The 17,180-nt window shown below is 38.4% G+C and carries 24 protein-coding genes and 1 pseudogene; 12 read left to right on the top strand and 13 right to left on the bottom strand.

Annotated features, from left to right (window positions below; all coding sequences use genetic code 11):
• Positions 1-34 precede the first annotated feature (34 nt).
• The 4 genes and pseudogenes from ACN20O_RS05790 to ACN20O_RS05805 form a co-directional block, all read right to left on the bottom strand.
• On the bottom strand, positions 35-820 hold the full coding sequence (locus ACN20O_RS05790; protein WP_374000027.1) for an aminoglycoside 6-adenylyltransferase: 786 nt from the start codon (positions 818-820) through the stop codon (positions 35-37).
• Between the two features lie 543 nt (positions 821-1,363).
• Positions 1,364-1,765: a VOC family protein gene (locus tag ACN20O_RS05795; protein ID WP_491638080.1), complete on the bottom strand. Its 402-nt coding sequence runs from the start codon at positions 1,763-1,765 to the stop codon at positions 1,364-1,366.
• Entirely contained in the window at positions 1,762-2,343 is a 582-nt protein-coding gene (locus ACN20O_RS05800) for a TetR/AcrR family transcriptional regulator (RefSeq protein ID WP_491638082.1), read from the bottom strand. Before ACN20O_RS05800 ends, ACN20O_RS05795 begins: the two co-directional genes overlap by 4 nt.
• A gap of 278 nt (positions 2,344-2,621) precedes the next feature.
• Positions 2,622-3,137, bottom strand: a pseudogene (locus tag ACN20O_RS05805) (MsnO8 family LLM class oxidoreductase); the annotation flags it as partial.
• Between the two features lie 85 nt (positions 3,138-3,222).
• Between ACN20O_RS05805 and ACN20O_RS05810 the strand changes: the two are divergent.
• The 4 genes from ACN20O_RS05810 to ACN20O_RS05825 all read left to right on the top strand — a co-directional run bounded on the left by ACN20O_RS05810 (position 3,223) and on the right by ACN20O_RS05825 (position 6,666).
• Positions 3,223-4,431, top strand: coding sequence for an MFS transporter (locus ACN20O_RS05810; protein ID WP_491638084.1), 1,209 nt, complete (start codon positions 3,223-3,225; stop codon positions 4,429-4,431).
• A gap of 85 nt (positions 4,432-4,516) precedes the next feature.
• Positions 4,517-4,969 carry an alpha/beta fold hydrolase gene (locus ACN20O_RS05815; protein ID WP_491638086.1) on the top strand — a complete coding sequence of 151 codons (453 nt, stop codon included), beginning with the start codon at positions 4,517-4,519 and terminating at the stop codon, positions 4,967-4,969.
• Positions 4,970-5,295: 326 nt separating this feature from the next.
• Positions 5,296-5,760, top strand: a complete 465-nt coding sequence (locus ACN20O_RS05820; protein ID WP_491638088.1) for a hypothetical protein — start codon at positions 5,296-5,298, stop codon at positions 5,758-5,760.
• A gap of 240 nt (positions 5,761-6,000) precedes the next feature.
• The gene (locus tag ACN20O_RS05825; protein WP_491638090.1) at positions 6,001-6,666 is read left to right on the top strand and encodes a hypothetical protein; all 666 of its coding nucleotides are present in this window, start codon (positions 6,001-6,003) and stop codon (positions 6,664-6,666) included.
• A gap of 246 nt (positions 6,667-6,912) precedes the next feature.
• Here ACN20O_RS05825 and ACN20O_RS05830 read toward each other — a convergent pair whose 3' ends face one another.
• Both ACN20O_RS05830 and ACN20O_RS05835 read right to left on the bottom strand, forming a co-directional pair.
• Entirely contained in the window at positions 6,913-7,203 is a 291-nt protein-coding gene (locus tag ACN20O_RS05830; protein WP_491638092.1) for a hypothetical protein, read from the bottom strand.
• A 1-nt stretch (position 7,204) separates the two neighbouring features.
• Positions 7,205-7,390, bottom strand: coding sequence for a hypothetical protein (locus tag ACN20O_RS05835; RefSeq protein WP_491638094.1), 186 nt, complete (start codon positions 7,388-7,390; stop codon positions 7,205-7,207).
• A gap of 655 nt (positions 7,391-8,045) precedes the next feature.
• On the opposite strand from ACN20O_RS05835, the gene ACN20O_RS05840 reads away from it, so the two are divergent.
• The 3 genes from ACN20O_RS05840 to ACN20O_RS05850 all read left to right on the top strand — a co-directional run bounded on the left by ACN20O_RS05840 (position 8,046) and on the right by ACN20O_RS05850 (position 9,710).
• Positions 8,046-8,501 (top strand): SRPBCC family protein, encoded by a 456-nt coding sequence (locus tag ACN20O_RS05840; RefSeq protein ID WP_491638096.1) that lies wholly within the window; start codon positions 8,046-8,048, stop codon positions 8,499-8,501.
• On the top strand, positions 8,488-8,823 hold the full coding sequence (locus ACN20O_RS05845) for an ArsR/SmtB family transcription factor (protein ID WP_491638098.1): 336 nt from the start codon (positions 8,488-8,490) through the stop codon (positions 8,821-8,823). The genes ACN20O_RS05840 and ACN20O_RS05845 overlap by 14 nt, the downstream gene beginning before the upstream one ends.
• 344 nt (positions 8,824-9,167) lie before the next feature.
• Entirely contained in the window at positions 9,168-9,710 is a 543-nt protein-coding gene (locus ACN20O_RS05850; protein WP_491638100.1) for a GNAT family N-acetyltransferase, read from the top strand.
• A gap of 41 nt (positions 9,711-9,751) precedes the next feature.
• On the opposite strand, the gene ACN20O_RS05855 is transcribed toward ACN20O_RS05850, so the two are convergent.
• Positions 9,752-10,465, bottom strand: a complete 714-nt coding sequence (locus tag ACN20O_RS05855; RefSeq protein ID WP_491638102.1) for a dienelactone hydrolase family protein — start codon at positions 10,463-10,465, stop codon at positions 9,752-9,754.
• Positions 10,466-10,518: 53 nt separating this feature from the next.
• Here ACN20O_RS05855 and ACN20O_RS05860 point away from each other — a divergent pair, with 53 nt between their 5' ends.
• Positions 10,519-11,103, top strand: a complete 585-nt coding sequence (locus tag ACN20O_RS05860; protein ID WP_491638104.1) for a TetR/AcrR family transcriptional regulator — start codon at positions 10,519-10,521, stop codon at positions 11,101-11,103.
• Between the two features lie 257 nt (positions 11,104-11,360).
• Here ACN20O_RS05860 and ACN20O_RS05865 read toward each other — a convergent pair whose 3' ends face one another.
• Positions 11,361-11,645 carry a hypothetical protein gene (locus ACN20O_RS05865; RefSeq protein ID WP_491638106.1) on the bottom strand — a complete coding sequence of 95 codons (285 nt, stop codon included), beginning with the start codon at positions 11,643-11,645 and terminating at the stop codon, positions 11,361-11,363.
• 172 nt (positions 11,646-11,817) lie between these two features.
• On the opposite strand from ACN20O_RS05865, the gene ACN20O_RS05870 reads away from it, so the two are divergent.
• The gene (locus ACN20O_RS05870) at positions 11,818-12,198 is read left to right on the top strand and encodes a hypothetical protein (RefSeq protein WP_491638108.1); all 381 of its coding nucleotides are present in this window, start codon (positions 11,818-11,820) and stop codon (positions 12,196-12,198) included.
• Positions 12,199-12,246: 48 nt separating this feature from the next.
• Here ACN20O_RS05870 and ACN20O_RS05875 read toward each other — a convergent pair whose 3' ends face one another.
• Both ACN20O_RS05875 and ACN20O_RS05880 read right to left on the bottom strand, forming a co-directional pair.
• A complete protein-coding gene (locus ACN20O_RS05875) occupies positions 12,247-13,200 on the bottom strand; it encodes an ATPase, T2SS/T4P/T4SS family (RefSeq protein ID WP_491638110.1) in 954 nt (317 codons plus the stop codon).
• 66 nt (positions 13,201-13,266) lie between these two features.
• Entirely contained in the window at positions 13,267-13,530 is a 264-nt protein-coding gene (locus tag ACN20O_RS05880) for a response regulator transcription factor (RefSeq protein WP_102244992.1), read from the bottom strand.
• Between the two features lie 397 nt (positions 13,531-13,927).
• On the opposite strand from ACN20O_RS05880, the gene ACN20O_RS05885 reads away from it, so the two are divergent.
• The gene (locus ACN20O_RS05885; RefSeq protein WP_491638112.1) at positions 13,928-14,761 is read left to right on the top strand and encodes a glycoside hydrolase family 25 protein; all 834 of its coding nucleotides are present in this window, start codon (positions 13,928-13,930) and stop codon (positions 14,759-14,761) included.
• A 37-nt stretch (positions 14,762-14,798) separates the two neighbouring features.
• Here ACN20O_RS05885 and ACN20O_RS05890 read toward each other — a convergent pair whose 3' ends face one another.
• The 3 genes from ACN20O_RS05890 to ACN20O_RS05900 all read right to left on the bottom strand — a co-directional run bounded on the left by ACN20O_RS05890 (position 14,799) and on the right by ACN20O_RS05900 (position 16,026).
• A complete protein-coding gene (locus tag ACN20O_RS05890) occupies positions 14,799-15,086 on the bottom strand; it encodes a hypothetical protein (protein WP_491638114.1) in 288 nt (95 codons plus the stop codon).
• An 83-nt stretch (positions 15,087-15,169) separates the two neighbouring features.
• Positions 15,170-15,433: a hypothetical protein gene (locus tag ACN20O_RS05895; protein WP_491638116.1), complete on the bottom strand. Its 264-nt coding sequence runs from the start codon at positions 15,431-15,433 to the stop codon at positions 15,170-15,172.
• 50 nt (positions 15,434-15,483) lie between these two features.
• Positions 15,484-16,026 (bottom strand): radical SAM protein, encoded by a 543-nt coding sequence (locus tag ACN20O_RS05900; RefSeq protein ID WP_491638118.1) that lies wholly within the window; start codon positions 16,024-16,026, stop codon positions 15,484-15,486.
• 365 nt (positions 16,027-16,391) lie between these two features.
• Between ACN20O_RS05900 and ACN20O_RS05905 the strand changes: the two genes are divergently transcribed.
• Together ACN20O_RS05905 and ACN20O_RS05910 are read left to right on the top strand one after the other, a co-directional pair.
• Positions 16,392-16,655 carry a PepSY domain-containing protein gene (locus ACN20O_RS05905; protein ID WP_491638120.1) on the top strand — a complete coding sequence of 88 codons (264 nt, stop codon included), beginning with the start codon at positions 16,392-16,394 and terminating at the stop codon, positions 16,653-16,655.
• Positions 16,655-17,170 (top strand): cytochrome b/b6 domain-containing protein, encoded by a 516-nt coding sequence (locus ACN20O_RS05910; RefSeq protein ID WP_491638122.1) that lies wholly within the window; start codon positions 16,655-16,657, stop codon positions 17,168-17,170. Before ACN20O_RS05905 ends, ACN20O_RS05910 begins: the two co-directional genes overlap by 1 nt.
• The last annotated feature ends 10 nt before the right edge of the window (positions 17,171-17,180 follow it).

Raw genomic sequence — 17,180 nt, forward strand, 5'->3', positions numbered from 1 at the left:
AACCCACGGGGCTTTTTTATTATTAAGCAATAAATCAGTAATCTATCCTTCTACGGATTTTCTCTAACATCAAAGTAATCTCTTGATTAACTTCGAGATTCAAGAATAATTCTCCTGCAATTTCGACAGAGCTTCTAAAGCTGGCAGTTACCGCTTCCGGATCGAGAGCTGGACAAACTTTTTCATATTTCTCATACATCTTCTTAGGAATATCTTTTTCGATACTCTTAGAAGGACTCTCCCAATGATCAAAAGCTAAGGCTTCTACCCTCATTAACCATAAAGTAAATTTTTGAATATATGAGAATGTCATATGTGCATGGGCCCACTCTTTTCTTCCAATCAAATGTGATGTGTATACCAGAGAGTTCACTAAGGACTGTGCTAACCACTCAATTGATTCTTTAGAATTTCTTGTTGGTGAAATAACGGAAATAGAATCTAGTGTATTCTTCAATAATCCATCTTTATCGACCTGAATCATTTTATCTTTGAGTTCAAAAGAAACTAATCCCTCCCAGCTTTTGATAATTCCTATTTCTTTAATATCAAGAAAATGAAACTCGGCACGAATCAAGTCATCATAGATCGCAACTTTAGTACCAAACTCATTTTTAAAGAACAAATCGACTTTACCCAATTGAGCAACCCAATGTTTCTCATCAAAATTTTCTGTATCAGTTAAAAAAATATAGAACTCGATGTCGGAATATTTGTCTCCTTCACCTTTGATAAAAGAACCATACATAAAAACTGAACGGATGTTAGGATCAAGCAAAGAAGATTCCTTCACCTGACTAATCATGGCCAACTGTCTCATAAGACCTCCAAAATTGTAGTTATTAATCAATAGACAAAATTTATGATTACTTATTAGTTACTGCACACATTCTAGGAGTCCCCTTTCAAGTGGTTTATTTCAAGGATAGAAATTCATTATATGCTTAACCCTAAATATAATCCAACCGCTGGGATTTCAGCAACTTAAGCAGCTGAATCTTATGTGTTTTTTTTGAACTTGCTTGGATTTCAGTATTTGGTAGAATATAAAAACTGGTGGAGGGTTTAATAAACCCCGCGACAGGTTCTCTCCACCAGAAACCTTCCCTAAATTCTTAGGATGTTTTCTGGCCCAAATATCATAAGCAACCTAAGAAATTAAATCTCTGAATCCCTTCATCTCTTTCAATTCTCTTAAATGAATTATGGAGTTTAAAATTAGAAAGTCCGTGGTGAAAATGGATTTCTGCTAATGAGTGTGTACACTTATGAACACGACCCCATTCATTGTTGAAGACAAACCATAAACAGTTTGTATCCAATATTAAAGCCCAGTTAACCCACTGGGCTTTTTTATTTCTGCTTAACTATACTGCTTTAAAAATTCTTCTGATGGTGGAATGACTTTAATCACATCAACCGGAATTCCATTCGGGTCTTCTGCGATGAAATGTCGCTGTCCGAACTCCTCATTTTTAATTTCAAGATAGATTGTTCGACCATCTTGCTTAAACGCTTGATAAATCTCATCCACGTGATCAGTTTCAAAATTTAAGATCACGCTCTGATTAGAAGTCTGACCTTTAAATTTGGCAGGAATGGTATCGTGATTTAGATCAAGAATCGCTAGTTCTACCGCTCCGTTCTTCAAGCTAATATACCAATCACTTGAGAAAGATCTCTCAAATCCAAAATATTTTTCGTAAAACACAGAAGTCTCCTCTACTTTTGTGGTTTTAATAACTGAATAACTACTCGTGATCATAATGCCTCCTTTGATAGGATTGACGCCACCATTTTTCTGACGACGCTTGAGCTTTTCTTGAATGCATCTTCTTTATTGGGTTGATGAGATATCCAGAGTGCAATTTCATTCGTGCCACCGGAAATAAATCGTGCCATTACATGAGGATCTGTTTTTGTACGAGTTTCTTTAATCGCATCTACAAGGGTCGCTTCAGATGAGGCTTCATCAATTTCTTTCCAACGTTTCCATCCCAAGACAGAAATCGAATCCTCGAGCATGATTTTGGAATATTTTGATGAAGAGGATTCTTTAATAAATGTCAGGCATCCAAGTATAATCCCCTCAACAATATCACTTTCAGCTTCAGCGCTACTTGCCACCTTTTCGGCAATTCTCCGGGCACTCATTTGAACGACACTATCAAAGAGATCTTTCTTGTTTCTGAAATGATGGTACATGGCCCCTGAAGTCACTCCAAGGTCTTCTCCTATAGAGTCAAATCTAGTTTCAGCATAGCCCTTCTTAGCAAACAATCCTTGGGCGTGTTTGATAATTTGATTCTTAGTATTGAGACCCTGTTCTATTTTTAAGCTCATGCATGCATTATACATAGATAATCTATGTATGTAAAGGCGGGGCATCTTTTCAATAACTTGAATAAAGATACAGTTTGTAATATATATTTTAATCTTTTTCTCACCTCAAATCTGAGGTGAGAAACCGTCGATAGGAAGGATTAGAGCAATAATTCCATAAGGGAATCGATCGAATCCCCCCTTGTAGAGAAAAATGAGGGCCTAATGGCCGCTTATAAAATTCTTTTTTTAGGATTTTTTAAGGAAATTTGGCTTTTTTGAACTGTTTATCTATATTAAGAGCCCAAAAGCCAAATGGGAATTTTTAATCCACGCCCAGGGTTGGCAATAACTCGAGAACCTTCTTGGTTATCAGAAAAATAGTGAAAGAGTTCTTGAACCTGTTCTGGAAAACGATCTGCCATGAGATCTCTTCTGATGGCCCTCATTGTGGCCTGATCACTTCCTGGGGCGCGGCCAAGACCCAAATCAATGCGACCGGGGTAAAGAGTCTCCAGCGTTCCAAACTGTTCGGCAATAATAAGAGAGGCGTGGTTGGGAAGCATGACACCTCCTGAGCCCACGCGGATTGTTTTTGTTTGTCCGGCAATGTGGCCAATGAGAACCGAAGTCGCTGAGCTTGCGATTCCGTCCATGTTGTGGTGTTCAGCTAACCAAAAGCGATTGTAGCCTAAACGTTCGGCATGCTGAGCGAGACTGACGGAATTGGCAAAGGCCTCTTGGGCATTTGAGCCCTCAGCGATTGGAGCAAGATCGAGGACAGAATATTTGATTTTTTTTGGTGTTGTTTTCATAAGTCAGAAGTTTATAATGAAAAACATTCATAAACTATATGCCATAAGTCTGTACGTTAGTATAAAGGCTGTGCCTGGAAAAGACATGTTCATCAATATCAAACCTCTTGTAAAATACCGCGATTTTCGACTTCTTTATATCGGTCAATTCCTCTCTTTTATCGGGAGTATGGTGACTTATGTGGCCATCCCTTATGAGGTTTATGAACTGACCAAAGATAATAAGATTGTCGGTTTTGTCAGTATTGCCCAGCTTGTTCCAGTTATTTTATTTGGGATTATTGGAGGTGCCTATGCAGACAGACTCAACCGCAGAAAGCTACTTTTAATTTCTGAAATTTTAATGTGCCTCTTCATTGGGATGTTTGCTTGGAATGCCTTTCGTGAAACTCCAAGTGTCCCTCTTATTTTTGTCACTGTTTTTCTTTTACAGTCAGTCGTGGGGTTTCACCGCCCGGCCATGGATGCTTTAAACCAAAAGTTAGTTGAACCAGAAGACTATGCTTCAATCGGAGCCTTGGGAAGTTTTCGCTGGTCAGTGGGGGCGATTGTAGGTCCTGCCCTAGGTGGAATTATTATTGCAAAGTTTGGAGTCAAGGGCGCATATCTTTTTGATGTGGTCACTTTTTTTGCCGCTCTTGTTTGCATCTTTTTGATGAAACAAACTCCCGATCCTGAAAAGCGCCAGCATTCACCACTGCAAGACATTAAAGAAGGATTACAGTTTGCTCTTTCTAGACCAGAGCTCATTGGAACTTATCTCATCGATATTGTCGCCATGTTATTTGCTTTTCCAGTGGCTCTGTTTCCAGCAATGGCCGAAAGTTTTGGGGGGGCCAAGGCCGTAGGATTTCTTTTTTCCGGAATGGCCACAGGGGCAATGGTCATGACGCTTTTTAGTGGATGGTCTGGGAAAGTCAGACACCACGGAAGAGCGGTCGTCATTGCAGCTTCTTTATGGGCGGTTTTTATTTTCTTCCTCGGTTTTGCCAATTCCTTGCCCCTGGCCTTTATGTGTTTGGTTTTTGCCGGTGCCGCCGATATGTTGAGCGGACTTTTTCGCGGGATTATTTGGAACCAAACTGTACCGAACGAGTTGCGTGGAAGACTCAGTGGAATTGAGATGATCTCTTATATGTCGGGTCCGCTTTTAGGGAATGCCCGTGCTGGCTATGTGGCCTCGGCCACTAGTGTTTCAATTAGTATTATCAGTGGAGGAATCATTTGTTTTCTGGCAGTGATTCTGACGGCCTTTTGTTTGCCGAAGTTCTGGAAATACACAGACAAGAAGTAGTGGGGAAGAAATCCCGATTTTTTCTGGGCCTGAGATTTGCATTATCAATACTGAACTAATGCGCTTTGAGCGCTTAGGAGGGATTATGGATGTGAATACTCTTTATGTTCAAACACAAGGATCTTACGGAAAGGACCCATTAATTTTCTTGCACGCTTTTCCTCTCTCGTCAGATATGTGGCGAGATCAAATGCAGTTTTTTTCTAAAACCCATTATACGCTTGCTCCCGATTTACCAGGTTTTGGCAAGAGTGTTCTTCCTTCTCATGCTGTGACGTTTGAATATTATGTCGAATCCGTTTTAAATTTCTTGAAAGAGGCCGGAATAAAACAATCAATTTGGTGTGGTCTTTCGATGGGCGGCTACCTCGCTTTAAGACTTTACCAAAAAGCCCCAGAGCTTTGTACTGGACTCATCCTGGCCGACACCAAGGCCCTGGCCGATGACAATTTAGCAAAAGAGAAGCGCTGGAGTTCGATAAAAAAACTTCACTCTCATCGCGAGTCGATAGGAAGGATTAGAGCAATAATTCCATAAGGGAATCGATCGAATCCCCCCTTGTAGAGAAAAATGAGGGCCTAATGGCCGCTTATAAAATTCTTTTTTTAGGATTTTTTAAGGAAATTTGGCTTTTTTGAACTGTTTATCTATATTAGAAGAAGAGTACCCAAGTCTTCATTCTAGATGATGACGACAATATTCATAAGCTTTGGACAGCTAGACTAGGTAAAAATATTACATGCTTTAGCAACGGAGATGACTTTTATAAGGCTATTTGCAATATAAAAGGGGAAGACTTTTTTTGTCTTGTTGATTTTGAACTAAAGGGGCAATTAAAAAATGGATTACAGTTAATTGAGTCTTTGAATATTGCAGACAAATCTATATTGGTTACAAGCCGTTTTCAGGAGAAAGAAGTTAAAGAAAAGATTATAAGTTTAGGCTGTCAACTTATGCCCAAGATGCTTGCATCTATTATTAACATAAAGAGATTAGAAGACAGTGACGATTTTTATGAGTATGTTTACATCGAAGATGAAGAACTTCTTCGAATGTCTTGGCAGGCAAAAGCTAAAAAGAAAAATATTAAGCTTCTAGCAATTTCATCAACAAAAGAATTTGAAATTTATAAAGCAAAAATTAGTTTAGAAAGTACGTTCATATATATTGATAACAATCTAGGTGAGGGAGACATTCCTGGAAAAGATTTTGCCGAAGAACTTCATAGGTCTGGTTATAAGAATCTTTCTATTGCTAGTGGTTACGATGCTGAAAATTTTGCCAAATATCCTTGGCTTAAATACTCAGGAAAAAATTGTCCATTTTGAAATGTGCTAATTGGCTTTATTTTCCTGCAATTTTGAATCACGTACTTAATAGTCTGATTCCTCTTAAAATCGCCTCATATACTTGCCACCCATAATTAAACCTTAAGACACTCAACCAGCTAAAATGACTCAATATCAGGCAAATGGGTATCAACTAATAAATATAGCAGATAGAATACTGTAAAGGATTAGCAATTTACTCCGATAAGTTGGCATCAACTGTATCGAAGAGGAATAAGCATGAAACTGTCAGTTAAGATTGTTCTTATATCAGGTATGTCTTTTATAGCGCTCTCTGGAGCCTATGCTGCTGATCTGTGCCTGTCTTGTACTGATGTTAATGGGCTTCCTAAGTCTAGTTCGTTTGTAGAACTGGAGAGGCTCGCAAAAAACGATAAGTTTACGAAGAGTGGATTGAAGGTGAGAAATGTTGCGAGTGTGACTGATCCTGATCCGACTGGAGATTATGAAGCTTTTTGCTTACAATTTGGGCAAGAAAACTCACTAGGGATGAAGAAACTTTTAAGAGAGATGGCGACAACTAGTTATTCTGTGGATAGCTATTTCTCTCATTCTCTTTGTCAACCTGATGGATATAGTACAGCAGTAAAATGTCCCATGATTCATAAAGCAGTCGATGATCCAGAAAAAAATGAAAGAAAGGTACAAGATCTTTTAGAGTATTATACTGATCAAAGAAAAGAACCAGCTCTTTTTACAAAAGCAATTAATTTCCCTAATACGGATGGACAAACTCTTCTTGATTATATTGAGCATATGACTGTTCGAAATGGTGGATATACTCAAGTCCAACTGAATGGCCCAGTAAAAAGAATTATTGCGCTTTTATGTAAAGCTGGTGGAGTCTATAAAACTTACAAAAATAAGGCGTGTCCAACTCAGTGAAAAATAAAAAAATTATCTTTCTAATTTTATTATCGCTTTCGTCAGAATTATTTTCTGGTCGATAGGAAGGATTAGAGCAATAATTCCATAAGGGAATCGATCGAATCCCCCCTTGTAGAGAAAAATGAGGGCCTAATGGCCGCTTATAAAATTCTTTTTTTAGGATTTTTTAAGGAAATTTGGCTTTTTTGAACTGTTTATCTATATTAAATTTCTTATATGGTATAGTTGTTGAATAAGTATCGTTTAATTTTTCCCCCCAAACGCACTAAGAAAATGATTTTTTTTAAGAATTTTCTCAACTGGTGGTTGAAAATTTAACAAATGGACATCGCATAATTTATCTTTCAGATTAGTTAAAACGGCACCAATACCTGCAGACATATTCGCTTCAAACCACGAAGTACTTGAAAAATCAAGATCTATATCATCTACGTCACAATCTTTTGTTGCTTCAAAAAGTTCAACAATTTTTGAATATCCTTCGTAATTGTTCTCAACTCTACTTGGAAATTGAAATTTAAAATTATCAAACATACTATTCCTTTATAAAGTTTTTCATAAGTTCTTCAATAACATTTACCAACTGAACATCTTCTTTATTACACTTATCGCGAAATTTTTTAACGAGAGTAGAGCTGAGGCGAAAAGTAATATTTTCCTTAACTTTTTCGGCTTCTTTTTTTTTAACTTTCTGAATAATTTCTTTATTTGATATTTTCATATTTGCAATTAATAATATAATGCCAAATTAAACTTAAATCAATTTTATTTTTATTTATAATTTGCATTAATAAATATAATGCAAATAAAAATGCAACACGTCTTCATTTTATTCCAAACTAACCAGCCCTACTTTGGCGCACAATTTTATTAGTGATCAAGTACAAAAGCTATGCAATCGTTGCAACTTACACTCTAGGAGCACGGCGGAAGAATGTGCGCACTTCTCAAGTATCTCCCAAGTCACACCTCTGCTTTCTTGGCTCTTTAAGTATTAAAGCGCAACAATAAGTGGTATTGATTTTTTTTTTATTTCTATTGATGGAAAAATTGTTGGAATAACATCAACTTACACAGGGAATACTAGTGATAACATTTCCCTTCTGTATATGGTTGTCTCCACCACTACATGCCACCCCATTTTTTATTCAAGTTTTGATCTTCGTAAGAAGTGAAAAATACTAAAGCCCTGTTTAACCCACAGGGCTTTTTTTATTCTATCCATCACTCAAACACAAAACAACGACATCCTGAAACACAACTTGATTGAACGATCGCAAAACCGCCTTCAATCTTTCTAAATAGAATATGCAACATTTTTGTTGCATATAAGGGATTCTGAGTTTAGTGTTATAAGGGCTTAAAAAGGAGCAACCATGTCATCAGATCAAATCAAAAAATCAATCGTCATTAAATCTCCAGTTTCTAGAGTTTGGAGAGCTTTAACAGACCATGAAGAATACGGGACTTGGTTTCAATGTGTAATTGATCGTCCATTTGTAGTTGGAGAACTTGTAATGGGACGAATGACGATCAAAGGGGCGGAACACTTAACATTTCCAATGAAAATTTTAAAGATGGATAAAGACAGACTCTTTTCCTGTGAATGGCCAGCTTACGTCGAAAAGACGGACTTAGATCTTCTCCAGGAACCCTGGTTGACTATGGAGTATCATTTAGAGGAAGTATCAGAAGGAACGAAACTTTCTATTATTGAGAGTGGATTTGATAGCCTTAATGCGGCTATTCGTGATGAAGCACGCAAAGGAAACGATGAGGGTTGGGATTTCCAACTGAACAACATTCGCAATTACTTACATGGTCAAAATTAATAGTCTCCGGAAACATGCTGAGATTTTTTTCGCTCTTAGTGACGAAACACGCCTAAGTTTGGTGCAAAAACTCATTGATGCCGGCGAAACCTCCATCAGTGAACTTACGCATGGATTTCCAATGTCACGTCAAGCAGCCACAAGACATATTAAAGTCCTAGAAGATGTAGGGATTATACGACAAAAGAAAATCGGACGTGAAAATCGACTCACTATAGATATGAAGCCACTTGATGAAGCGCTAGACCTGCTAGAAAGTGTCGAACGCCGCTGGGATCAGCGACTTAGTCGCCTTAAAATTTTTGCTGAAAATACTGAATAAATGAGAAGGGATATATCCGCTCCAAGTAATCCTGATAATTGAATTTTTACCTTGGGTAGCGAATCAGACAAAGCCCTAAGGCACTGATATCACCAAGAAAACTCCGTGGCAAGAATGGTCAAATGTAAACGTTTGTCTACAGGATCGACTGCAACCCCATTTAAATTCTGATCTCAGCAATGAGTGATTTATACTAAAAGCCCCGTTTAACCCACGGGGCTTTTTTTACTTGAATCTATTTTGATCACGAACCTGCGACAACCTGAAACACACAAACCATTACAAGCACTGCTCGACAAGATTCAAATTCGCCAATCAAACCTGAATGAACTAAAATACAATTTATGAACATACTAACTAGTAATTATGCTCTCCGAAGATTTACACAAAGCGATCTTGAAAATGTTTTTAAAGGTCTCTCTCATCCTGAGGTAATCCCATATTATGGAGTCTCCTTTTCAACTATTGAAGAAACTCAAAAGCAAGTTGATTGGTATCTTCAAATCGAACAAGAAAATACTGGCCGGTGGAGAGCAATAACATTTAAAGATAATTCTCAATTTATTGGAGCGATAGGCTTTAATTATTGGCAGCAAGCACATCGCAAAGCTGAAATTGGGTTTTGGTTAATGCCTGAATACTGGAAGAAGGGAGTCATCAAAGAGGCTTTACCTGCTATGATCGCGTTTGGCTTTCAAGAGATGAAGCTTCATCGAATTGAAGCTGAAGTCGAGTCTGAGAATAGTAGTTCCAAGAGAGTTTTAGAAGCATCAGGTTTCCGATTTGAAGGAACTAAGAGAGATTCTGAAATCAAAAATGGCAGATTTATTAGTCTCGACTTATTTTCGTTATTAGAAAATGAGATTGGCAACAAGTTCCAAAGCTAATCCATTAGCTTGGAACACATCCATCAAAGCAGCCCTTAGGTTCATAAATTAAAAATCTCATTAAGAAAATCAAAAGCTGACTTCTCAGATCTTCGATGAGCATTCTTATCATACTTAATTCCCAAGTCAGGAATATCAGCGCCAACAAAAGAGAATGCATGCTTTGCATGGCCATAGCAATGAATTTGCCAGTCAGCATTTGCAGTAGTCATCTCATCTGCAAAGCTCAACATCTCAGCGGCTTTAACCATAGGGTCTTCCCATCCATGCAGCACTAAGACACTAGAATCAATCCTTGGCCGAATATCGATTTTAGGATTGCTCAGAAGTCCATGAATACTTATAGCACCTCGAAGGCCTTCAGGGTTGGCCCTAGCAAGATCTAAGGCACATAAGCCACCAAAGCAATGCCCCATAATTGCAATCTTATCCGAAAGCACCAATGAATGTTCTTTAGCAGCTTTAAAGGAGGCGAGCAGTCTCTTCCGAAGTAAATCACGATTTTCAATAAGTGGGTTCATTAGATGAGAGTTATCACCATCAATCTTGCCTCGAACACCCTTCCCATAAACATCTATGGCCAGACCAATAAATCCCCTCTTTGATAGAGATTCTGCTATTTGATTAAAGTAGTCATCTGGACCACTCCAAGCGTGGCCAACCATAACACAGGGACGTTTAGAAAAATTATCTCCATTAAGCGCTAAATAACCTTCAAAAGTCGTTTCTCCATCGGTGTATTCAAATTTGCTCATAATTTCCTCCTTATGGATTGATTATAAGTGAATAGCTATTTACTATTAAAAAAATGAGCAGAACGAAAAAACAAAGTGATTCTGAGGTATTGGCGATTGCATTTGATGTCATAGCACGTGAAGGCTTTACTTCATTTACTTTTGAGCAAGTAGGAAGAGCAGTAAAACTCTCGCCAGCTGCCCTAGTAAAAAGATTCAAAAACAAAAAGACACTCGCACTTCTGGCCAGGAATCAAAAATGGGATCAGAACCTTGGGCAGATCGAGTCAGACGCTTTTAAAAAGTTGATTGGATTAAAAGGAATTTTTGATTTTCTACAAATGATTGCTCTCAGTGTAAATTCGAGAAGATTAGGTGAACACGCCATTTTTCTTGGTACAGAAGCTTGCTCACCTCACTCAAGAAAGAAAGTAGCGAACTATTTTGAAAATACTCGCAGGATCTTTCATGACTTGTTAGTGCAAGCAATAAAAAGCGGAGAATTGTCCGAAGAAATTGATCCAAAGCTTCTATCAAAGACACTAGAGGCTTTAGTGCAAGGTGCGATATTTCAATTTGCGTTTTTGGATGAAAAAAGTATTGAGCTACATCTAAAGATGCATTTTGAAATCATGCTCAAGCCCTACTTAAGGGACTGATATAACGGTACTAGCAAGTCAAATTGGCCGTGGCAAAAATGGTATCGTGTAAACGTTTGTCTACAGGATCGAACGCCACCCCATTCTTCTCCAAAATTAGAATGGTTCGTTTTAAATTCACGGTGAAAAACTTCGTAAGAAGCAATCATATTAAGGCCCGGTCAACCCACCGGGCTTTTTTTTGCCTAAAATTTTAAATGAACATTTGAAACTCTTCTTGGTCCACAACTTAACCACTAAATTCATGTCCTAAAAATTCAAGTCAAAATCTTATCGCTTAAAATTCTAAGCAGTTCAATTCTACAGCTGTTAGAGCAAGTTGCCCAGATGATGGAGTAGATTGAGTAGTAAGTTCTATAAAAGGTGCCAAAAAAACTAGTGGAGTAGTTAGCTGCTGTCCATCCATCAGGGGCGGTACCTGACAAGACCGAACTCGTGACTGGCAAACCCATATCACCATTTACAAATGTTGGGCATGAAGGATCTGTATGGATGATAGGGTGATCATCACAGATCAGGATCTTCTTCAACGTCTCAACCATGCCTTCTCCAAAATGACAACCTCTTAGCCTATTTCTACGTCGCCCGGAAGTTTTTACAAAAGTAAGTCTTCCTCAATTTCAAACGGTATAAGAGATTCTATTAAAACTTTTAAAAGCTTTAGTGTATATGAAATACGCAAACAGCCATAAAAATCTTAAAAAGGAGTCTCTTATGAAAGCAATCGTTGTAGGTTTAGTTCTTCTTTCAAGCTCAGCATTCGCTCGCGACAGCCAGTGGTCACTTTGTAAAACAAGCACAATGATTTATGAAGAAAAAGAAACTCTACTACTTAATAGATATGAGCACAGAAGTAATGATGGAATGGGCAGAACAACTGACCTGACATTAATCTTTGGTGGGCATCTTCTAACAGGTGCTTTTGATTCAACAGAAGTAGACACAGGTGCAGTCACTCTATCATCTGAAACATCATCTTTTACCGGCACAATCCTGCTAAAGAATAATGCTGTTCAATTAAGAGGAACTTTGAGTCTGGATGGAGCTGAAACTCCACTCGCTTCTAACTTCAGATGTGAAGTTCTTAGAGATTAATTTTTACCTAAACTAAACGGCCCATCTCTGGGCCGTTTTTCTTTACCCCTATCGCTTGTAAATCGCTTTTAATTTTAATTCACCTGATTCATAAACCAATTCACTAATTGATGAAACCTGCCTTGCTCCTTCAGCCGTCTTTTCTTGGAATAGAAGATATTTAAAAGCCTGGGCAATCGCATATCGGACTTCCTCCAGATTCATTCCATCTGACGAAACCACCGCTTTTGTTTCAATTCGTTTGATTGTATCAAGGACACTCTCACCTGTTGTCAGCATAACTCCTATGCAATTGCTTCTTACCATTTCCATGAAAGGCATCAACTCAGGCCCTACACAATCAGAGAGCACCAGGTAGTCAGCGCGCATTCTTTCGGCTACGCCGATGAGATCAATCATCTCACTAGCTTTCTGAGTCTGGGATTGGATGCGGCAGACATGAGGCCTCTTAATAAGTAAGTCGGGAATTCTTTCTAAAGTCACAACTCTATTTGGCTGTGGGATTCCATTTACCAACAAATTGAGCATCGTCGTTTTTCCCGATCCCATATTTCCTGCGACAATGAATCCTTTGTTGGAAGCAAGCATCTTTTCAATCACATTTTTTCCTTCGGAATCAAGAGCTTTAAATCTAATGAGATCATCAAACGTCAGGTCTTGAATCGGAAGTTTAGTAATAACAATACTTGGTCCTTTAATCGCGAGTGGCGGAAGAACGATCGCGACTTTAGTGTATTGATCCAGGTTAAAAAAGTAAGAGAGCTCTTCAGACTTCTTTTTCTTTTGATGAAAGGCCAGGAGTCTCGTCACAACTTGATCCAGTTCAGTGCTCTTTTTAAAAACCTTATCAAGCATTACCATCTTTCCATTATCAATATAATAAACTTCGTTATAAGCATCAACGACCAGCTCCCATACATTCTTTAAGCTAAAAGCACTCCATAAAGGGCCAAGTAGTGATTTCATTTCAGCTGATGGGTCTTTTTTAGCTTTGGTTGCCATAGTGTCCTCCTGTTGATGTGACACTAGCTTACAGGATGACTGGATTGAATCCACCTCGGGAATCCCCTAGGATAAGATTAACCACTTGTTATTAATGGCATTTCTAACAGCTTCGGTCCTGGTTGAAGACTCGGTTTTTGTGAAGATCGATTTCAAATGAAACTCGATAGTCTTTTCTGAGAGGTTAAAGGCTGAGGCGATCTCTCTGTTGGTGTAGCCCTGAGAAACGTGAAAAAGAACCTCTTTTTCTCTCGCTGTCAGAGGGCTATCTGCAGAGGGAGAATCATTGAGAGAAACCACCAGCGATTCAAGAGAATTGGCCACTCTCATAAGGGCCAATTCAGGGCGCGGGCCCCTAGAGTGCAATCTGCACTCTTTTGAGAGCCTCTTTAATTCATTTAAAAGTGTTTGGATATTGTCCACGCTCAAATCATAGTGAAATAATCTATTCCTATCAAGCAATTCTGATATTAGAGACTAATCACAGACTTGCATCTCTTCTAAACACATTCGCAATTCCCTACCAAAATACACAGTGACATCGTGTCCCTGACTCTCGAGTACAGTTTCATTTTGAAGACCATATCAACTCCGATCTTTTTTCCTTTTATTTAAAGTTCATAGAATTTTTTGCCGTAGAGACTGCATAAGTTGGCACGCCTTCTTTGCATTCGATGACATCAATCGAATTTGGTTTTTACTAACCTCTACACAAAGGAGCTTCACTATGAAGCATGTCTATCTCGCATTGTTTATTGCTTTAAATATTTTTTCTACTAACTCTCATGCATTCGGAGCAAAGAGACCAAGTGTACCTAGCTCAGGCTCGGGAAGTTCTGGAGGTTCATCAGGTGGAGGAACAACAACTCCCACCACACCCTCAACTGGAGCAGCTTTTAGTTCTCCTTGGAATCAAAGTGATACGTCAATCATCATTGATGCCTACGAAGGAAATTCAATCGACTGGGACAAAATGGCCAAAGACAAGAAAGTGGCAGCAGTCATTCACCGCTCGGGGATGGGATTAAAAATCGACTCTCAGTATAAGGCACGCAAAAAAATTGCTCTTGAGCGCGGATACCTGTGGGGAGCATATCACTTAGGAACAAGAGGAAACACAATCGCGCAAGCTGACTTCTTTTTATCTCTAGTGCAAGATGAACCAAATACACTGATGGTCCTTGACCTGGAAGATACTGGTGCCAGCAACTTTATGAGTGTTGATGAGGCCGTTGTCTTCATGAACTACGTTTATGAAAAAACAGGACGTGTTCCAGTTGTTTACGCTAACCATGCAACGACAACTCTTCTTAACTCAAAAGTAAAAAACCAACCGCTGTTTCAAAGATCAAAACTTTGGTACGCTCGTTTTAAATCTAATGTCACAGATTTTCCTGCCGGGATTTGGACAAATTACTTTATGTGGCAGTTCTCTAGCGAGATCAACTGTACCTCAACTGGGTCGTGCTTATACAATGTTCCTGGAACAAAGTATGATATGGATGTGAACGTTTATTACGGAACTCCTACAGATTTAGCGCTTCAATGGAATAACGATTAAATAAAAAAAAGGCCCGGGAAACCGGGCCTTTTTTTTATTATCTGTATTGAGCAGCTAGTCTGTCTAACACCGGAACAGGAATTTCTTCTCCGTCACGGATAGTTTCATATTGTCCCATTACTGCATCATAGAATTCATCAAAACGATTTGGGTGAACACCTGAAGCGTATGCAGTAGAAAGAACTGAATACTCTAGTTCTTGCTCTGAAACGTGATCGATCATTAGATCGATTAGGTCCATAAGTGACCAACCAGCAATTGCTGGATCCATATCTGGGTCTTGTGATCTTAAAAATTCAATAATCGTTCTTCTTTCCATTTCCATGTTTCAATCCTTTGAAAAATTTCTGTATTGATACGTCTATTTTAATCAATTTTTGGAAATTGAGTGATCTTTCTTTTAAGATTTTACCTGAGCAGGACGTTCAAGTAAGGCCAGCTCTCTCTCTCAAGGTTTGCTTTTATTCTGCTTGAGACAACTTCGTTGATGAGTTCGATTGAGGCCTTGTCTCCTGGAACTAATGAAAAAGCTTCTTTATAAGAAAGCCCCAGCCCCATACCAATCACTTGGGCGGATTTATCATTTAATGTTTCGATCCCAAAAAAAGCACCTCCTAGGCCACTATCTAAAAGCCTTTTCCAATAAGCGCGCTGCTTATCGAGAAAGTCCAATCTGAAATAACCTGTATATTGAATTTTAAAAGGAAGATTTTCTACAATACCTAAAAAGTATTCCAGTTTTTCCGCATCTTCATTAAAGTGTCATCGGCCAGAATATAATTTTGAATTCCAAAACGTTCATAGTTATCGATGAATTCTTTTTCAAGAATAGCGCCTGGCTTTATATATTCATTTGCTTTTCTGCCATTTAAAGGAAAAGAGCAGAATTTACATTTAAACTTGCAGCCTCTTGAGACTTCAATCGTCATAGTTTCATTGCGATGAATGACATCTGTCTCGTGATACTCAGTGGAGTAATCATTATTAAAAGTATTGTCTGAGATATAAATATTGCGTCCGTCTACGACACGTCTAAATTTCTTTAGAGAATGGATGTCTGTAGCAAATTTCGTAATGAGTTGATCGCCGTAACCAAGAGCAACAGGATCGAAGAAACTAAAAATTTCATCGTTGCTATTTACTCCTCCGGCCACGAAAGGGATATGAGGGAATTGCTCTTTTTTCTCTTTAATAAGATCTAAAAGTTCCTGGGCATATTTATTTCGAAGAGAGCTTGTTCCAGAATAACGCGCTCGAGCAACCATAAATGTTGTAGAAAGGCCAGCCTTTCTACAACATTTAAGCAAGACGATACACTCCAATGGTACGAATCCAGATTTGATGTGGTGAAATATCAGAGAAAAATACTACGTCCATAAGGGAAAATGCTAACTCAGTAAGGTGTTATCTTCAATTAAACTGTCACAGAAAGAACATTGTCACAGTAATTGCTTTTGCACATAAAAGCCAGCATGCGTTGATTCTTACATTTTTTTAGCATTAAACAATAAATGCATTTTCCCCAAATCATTTGTTACAAGCGAAGGTTATAACAAATTTTTATAAATCAAAATGATTGAACAAAGATTTCTTGTTGGATAAAATCTTGCTTTAACAACTAGGAGTAAATATGAAATTTTTAATCTCTTCACTTCTTCTGATCGCATCTGTTTCTGCTTTTGCTGGCCCTGATTGTACAAAAGAGCCAAAAACAAAATGGCAGGACGAAAAAAAATTCCAGGAAAAATTAGTAGCTGATGGTTACAAAATTAAAGTCTTCAAAGTCACAAAAGGAAACTGTTACGAAATTTACGGATGGAACAAAGAAGGCAAAAAAGTAGAAATCTACTTCAGCCCAGTCGATGGTTCTAAAGTAAAAGAAGAAATCAACTAATGAGTTCTTCTAAAAAGATAGTCTGGCCTTATTACATAAGGCTTATTCACTGGATTATTGCTCTAACAGTAATTCTCAATATCTTTATCCTGGAGGAGGGAGATCCTCCTCACAGGAATTTAGGTTATCTCGCTCTTGGACTGGTTCTTATTAGATTTTTCCTAGGATTCATTAACAAAAGGAAAAATCTCTTTCCCGCTCTTCCTTTAAAGTGGTCTGACATCAAAACTCATGTAACATCACACTTCAATGGCTCGCCCGTTGATTACGAAGGCCACACCCCGTTGGCCTCAGTTGTTTATGTTTTAATTTGGATTTGCCTGATTGGACTTGCTATTAGCGGTTGGATGTTGGGGCTTGATGCCTTCTGGGGTGATGAAACTCTGGAAGAGATTCACGGTACAATTTCTACAGGTCTTGAAGTCCTGGTGGTTATTCATTTCATCGGCATTGCGCTTGATTCCTATTTCTGGAAACGCAAAACCTGGATGGCGATGATTAAAGGTTTTAAATAGCGGACCCGTG

The sequence above is a fragment of the Bacteriovorax sp. As-1 genome (genome assembly GCF_058446905.1).

What these genes read in the sequence shown, in the direction of transcription:
- ACN20O_RS05855 (WP_491638102.1), bottom strand. Translation starts at nt 10,465, where the DNA reads ATGAGCAAATTTGAATACACCGATGGAGAAACGACTTTTGAAGGTTAT.
- ACN20O_RS05860 (WP_491638104.1), top strand. Translation starts at nt 10,519, where the DNA reads ATGAGCAGAACGAAAAAACAAAGTGATTCTGAGGTATTGGCGATTGCA.
- ACN20O_RS05890 (WP_491638114.1), bottom strand. Translation starts at nt 15,086, where the DNA reads ATGGAAATGGAAAGAAGAACGATTATTGAATTTTTAAGATCACAAGAC.
- ACN20O_RS05880 (WP_102244992.1), bottom strand. Translation starts at nt 13,530, where the DNA reads ATGAGAGTGGCCAATTCTCTTGAATCGCTGGTGGTTTCTCTCAATGAT.
- ACN20O_RS05850 (WP_491638100.1), top strand. Translation starts at nt 9,168, where the DNA reads ATGAACATACTAACTAGTAATTATGCTCTCCGAAGATTTACACAAAGC.
- ACN20O_RS05815 (WP_491638086.1), top strand. Translation starts at nt 4,517, where the DNA reads ATGGATGTGAATACTCTTTATGTTCAAACACAAGGATCTTACGGAAAG.
- ACN20O_RS05905 (WP_491638120.1), top strand. Translation starts at nt 16,392, where the DNA reads ATGAAATTTTTAATCTCTTCACTTCTTCTGATCGCATCTGTTTCTGCT.
- ACN20O_RS05885 (WP_491638112.1), top strand. Translation starts at nt 13,928, where the DNA reads ATGAAGCATGTCTATCTCGCATTGTTTATTGCTTTAAATATTTTTTCT.
- ACN20O_RS05870 (WP_491638108.1), top strand. Translation starts at nt 11,818, where the DNA reads ATGAAAGCAATCGTTGTAGGTTTAGTTCTTCTTTCAAGCTCAGCATTC.
- ACN20O_RS05865 (WP_491638106.1), bottom strand. Translation starts at nt 11,645, where the DNA reads ATGGTTGAGACGTTGAAGAAGATCCTGATCTGTGATGATCACCCTATC.
- ACN20O_RS05840 (WP_491638096.1), top strand. Translation starts at nt 8,046, where the DNA reads ATGTCATCAGATCAAATCAAAAAATCAATCGTCATTAAATCTCCAGTT.
- ACN20O_RS05875 (WP_491638110.1), bottom strand. Translation starts at nt 13,200, where the DNA reads ATGGCAACCAAAGCTAAAAAAGACCCATCAGCTGAAATGAAATCACTA.
- ACN20O_RS05795 (WP_491638080.1), bottom strand. Translation starts at nt 1,765, where the DNA reads ATGATCACGAGTAGTTATTCAGTTATTAAAACCACAAAAGTAGAGGAG.
- ACN20O_RS05835 (WP_491638094.1), bottom strand. Translation starts at nt 7,390, where the DNA reads ATGAAAATATCAAATAAAGAAATTATTCAGAAAGTTAAAAAAAAAGAA.
- ACN20O_RS05800 (WP_491638082.1), bottom strand. Translation starts at nt 2,343, where the DNA reads ATGAGCTTAAAAATAGAACAGGGTCTCAATACTAAGAATCAAATTATC.
- ACN20O_RS05910 (WP_491638122.1), top strand. Translation starts at nt 16,655, where the DNA reads ATGAGTTCTTCTAAAAAGATAGTCTGGCCTTATTACATAAGGCTTATT.
- ACN20O_RS05790 (WP_374000027.1), bottom strand. Translation starts at nt 820, where the DNA reads ATGAGACAGTTGGCCATGATTAGTCAGGTGAAGGAATCTTCTTTGCTT.
- ACN20O_RS05830 (WP_491638092.1), bottom strand. Translation starts at nt 7,203, where the DNA reads ATGTTTGATAATTTTAAATTTCAATTTCCAAGTAGAGTTGAGAACAAT.
- ACN20O_RS05900 (WP_491638118.1), bottom strand. Translation starts at nt 16,026, where the DNA reads ATGGTTGCTCGAGCGCGTTATTCTGGAACAAGCTCTCTTCGAAATAAA.
- ACN20O_RS05810 (WP_491638084.1), top strand. Translation starts at nt 3,223, where the DNA reads ATGTTCATCAATATCAAACCTCTTGTAAAATACCGCGATTTTCGACTT.
- ACN20O_RS05825 (WP_491638090.1), top strand. Translation starts at nt 6,001, where the DNA reads ATGAAACTGTCAGTTAAGATTGTTCTTATATCAGGTATGTCTTTTATA.
- ACN20O_RS05845 (WP_491638098.1), top strand. Translation starts at nt 8,488, where the DNA reads ATGGTCAAAATTAATAGTCTCCGGAAACATGCTGAGATTTTTTTCGCT.